The sequence below is a fragment of the Sulfurovum sp. bin170 genome, from assembly GCF_010892395.1.
Lineage (GTDB): Bacteria > Campylobacterota > Campylobacteria > Campylobacterales > Sulfurovaceae > UBA1140.
This window is the reverse complement of record NZ_JAACKB010000021.1, coordinates 1-3,061: the sequence shown is the minus strand read 5'-3', so window position 1 is coordinate 3,061 and position 3,061 is coordinate 1. Positions and strand designations below refer to the sequence as shown.

The following is a 3,061-nucleotide window of genomic DNA, read 5'->3' as shown; positions in this document are numbered from 1 at the left end:
TTTTGATTTGTGAGGTTAAACTATCTTCTAAGAGATTGAACCGAGATATTTTGGTTCATAAGTCAGTTAATCTGCTTAAAAAGTATAAAGGGTATGAGGTTGAGTATAAACTTTTATCTGTTGAGAATATTGAGGGATTTTAAGTTTATCCCAACTTCCCCTCAATCTCCAAAACCCTCTTCTTCACTTTCATTACCGAATCAGGATTCAAAGAGATAGAGTCAATCCCCAATTCCACTAGATACTCAGCCACCTCAGGATAATCAGATGGTGCTTGTCCACAAATTCCCACATATTTTCCTGCTCTTTTACATGCATCTATCGCATTTTTAAATTGAGCTTTCATTGCTGGGTTTCGCTCATCAAAGATAGAGGATACCAAATCACTGTCTCGGTCAACACCTAAAGTAAGTTGAGTTAGGTCATTGGAACCGATGCTAAATCCATCAAAATCTTTGAGGAACTCATCAGCCAAGATAACATTGACAGGGAGTTCACACATGACATAAATCTCTAATCCATTTTCACCTTGAATCAGACCTTGTTCTCTCATAATATTGAGTACTTTTCGCCCCTCTTGTGGGGTTCGTACAAAGGGCAACATCAGTTTGACATTGGTAAGCCCCATTGTCTCTCGCACATATTTTAGGGCTTCACACTCCCAAATGAAGGCATTTTTATACGCTTCACTGTAGTATCTACTTGCACCTCTATAGCCTATCATTGGGTTCTCTTCTATCGGTTCAAACTTGGCTCCACCAATCATTTTTTTGTATTCGTTTGATTTAAAATCACTGGTTCTTACAATGACTGGTTTGGGGTAGAATGCTGAGGCTATCATTCCTACACCTTCGGCTATATTTTTGATAAAAAAATCTTTGGGGTCACTATATCCACTGATGATGTTTTCTATCTCTTCTTTTGGTTCAACCTCTTTTCCCAAATACAAGGCTTCAAGAGCTAGAGGGTGGACTTTGATATAGTTGTTGATAATAAACTCCATCCTTGCCAAACCAACGCCATCATTGGGAATCTGACTAAAAGAGAAGGCACGAGAGGGGTTACCGACATTGAGATAGATTTTGGTTTTGGTCTCCTCTTGGGTTGAGAGGTCTAGGGTTTCGGTGGTGAATGGTATATTGCCCTCATAGACAAACCCTTCATCTCCTCTAGCACAATCACAGGTCACTTCAATATCGCTTTTTAACGCCTCTGTTGCGTTATGACACCCCACAATGGCAGGAACGCCAATCTCTCTAGCGACAATGGCAGCGTGACAGGTTTTACCCCCTCGATTGGTGATAACTGCACTGGCTATCTTCATCACAGGTTCCCAATCGGGGTCGGTAATGTCGGTGACTAGTACCTCTCCCTCTTTGAATTCACAGATTCCCTCTAAATTTTCGATAACTCTCACTCTGCCACTACCAATTTTGGAACCGATGGAGATACCTTTGGTTAAAATCTTATTAGCTGTTTTTTCAAGGCTATATCGTTGTTCTACAAACCCTTTTTTTTGACTCTGTACGGTTTCTGGTCGTGCTTGGACGATATAGAGTTTTTCATCAAGTCCATCTTTTGCCCACTCTATGTCCATTGGTTGGTAGCGATTTGCCATCCGTGAGTAGTGTTCTTCTATCATAACCGCCTGTTTGGCTAGAGTTAGTATCTCTTCATCATTAATAGAAAATGAGTTTTTTTCATTTGCAGTCGTGTTAATATTAATGGTGGTTTTTCCAGAAGTTTTATTGGCATAAATCATCTTGATATCTTTGTTCCCCAAAGAGCGTTTGATAATCGGTTTTTTATCCTCTTTTAGTGTCTCCTTAAAGACATAAAATTCATCAGGATTGACCATGCCACCCACCACATTTTCACCCAAACCCCAAGCAGAGGTGATAAGCACTGTTTTGTCAAATCCACTCTCGGTATCTATGGTAAACATGACTCCACTCGAAGCCTTGTCACTTCTTACCATCTTCTGAATACAGACAGAGAGACCCACCTCAAAGTGGTTAAAACCTCTTGATTGGCGATAGCTCACTGCACGACTGGTAAAGAGTGAAGCAAAACAGAGTTTGATATGGTGAATGAGGGAGCTAAGTCCTTGAACATTGAGAAAGGTATCTTGTTGACCTGCAAAAGAGGCATCAGGTAAATCTTCTGCTGTTGCAGAGCTTCTTACGGCGACATCAATCACTTGACTATCATACTCTAAACCCAACTTAGCATAGGCTGAGATAATCTCATCTCGCAGGTCAGAGGGGAGAGGTGTTGAGAAGATTAGCTCTCTAATCTTTTTAGTCTTGTCTTGAAGTACACCAAGGTCGATGGTGTCTACATCACTCAGTAGCTCTTCTATTTGTTTCTCTATGCCACCATCTTTTAAAAGATAAAAATAGGCTTCTGCTGTAATGGCAAAGCCATTGGGTACATGGATTCCAAGGGGTACAAGTTGTTGGTACATCTCTCCTAGAGAGGCATTTTTACCACCGACTAAAGTAACATCACTGTTTCTAATTTCATTGAAAAATTTTATGTACTTCACAGTTTATCCTTTAATATCTTCTTTCTTTATAGAGGTAGTGTTGTTATGTTTTATAAAATCATTAAGATATCTACTGATTCTATCTCTTCTATCAGCATCTTCCATTCGACTGTTCCATTTTTTCAACTCTTCAAAACTCCAGTTTTTAAAATAGTAATCTTTGTACTCCTCTCTCCATCTCTGCATAGCCTCATCTTGATTTAACTCTTGAGCATTTTTTAAGATAGTTAACATCTCAAGTTGAGGTCTTGTATCCTCTAAGTCATATAGATATGTATCTGCTAAATCTCTATATTTTGTATCATCATCATTTGTGATTAGAGCTAACTCTATGTTGTTAATTACAGAGTATTCAAAATTTCTAGGCACAGTTCCATCTTCAGCAACTTTGCATCTATCTATAATCTCATCGAATATCTCCATTGACTCTTGACTATAATCACCCATAAGTAGAAAGCTTTTCAAAAATAGTGCATCTGTTATCTCTTTTTGAAATATATCATCTTCATAGGA

2 protein-coding genes are annotated in these 3,061 nt (G+C 38.8%); both read right to left on the bottom strand.

Features of this window, described 5'->3' with window-relative positions:
- Nucleotides 1–145 precede the first annotated feature (145 nt).
- Nucleotides 146–2,548 carry a pyruvate, water dikinase gene (ppsA, locus tag GSY74_RS00620; RefSeq protein WP_164663169.1) on the bottom strand — a complete coding sequence of 801 codons (2,403 nt, stop codon included), beginning with the start codon at nucleotides 2,546–2,548 and terminating at the stop codon, nucleotides 146–148.
- Between the two features lie 3 nt (nucleotides 2,549–2,551).
- On the bottom strand, nucleotides 2,552–3,061 hold a 510-nt coding region (locus GSY74_RS00615), incomplete at its 5' end, for a hypothetical protein (protein WP_164663168.1).